1 protein-coding gene is annotated in these 229 nt (G+C 17.0%); it reads left to right on the top strand.

Translation table 11 applies throughout. The features are described 5' to 3' along the window. Window positions 1-229 (top strand): hypothetical protein (locus MTCD1_RS23910; protein ID WP_200818736.1); only part of this gene is annotated, 229 nt, incomplete at both ends.

Raw genomic sequence — 229 nt, 5'->3', positions numbered from 1 at the left:
AAAAAAAAAAAAGCAGAGAGGAAAAAAAAAGAAAAAACAAAGAAGAAGAAAAAGGAAAAAAAAAAAAAAGAAAAAAAAGAAAAAAAAAAAGAAAAAAAAAAAAAAAAAAAAAAAAGAAAGAAAAAAAAAAAAAAAAGAAAAAGAAAAAAAAAAAAAAAGAAGAAAAAAAAGGAGAAGGAAAAAAAAAGGAAAAAAAGAAAGAAAAAGGAAAAAAAGGAGAAAGAAGAAG

The sequence above is a fragment of the Colwellia marinimaniae genome (assembly GCF_002207865.1).
Lineage (GTDB): Bacteria > Pseudomonadota > Gammaproteobacteria > Enterobacterales > Alteromonadaceae > Colwellia > Colwellia marinimaniae.
Note: the sequence above shows the minus strand (reverse complement) of the source record. Positions and strands in the feature narration are given on the sequence as shown.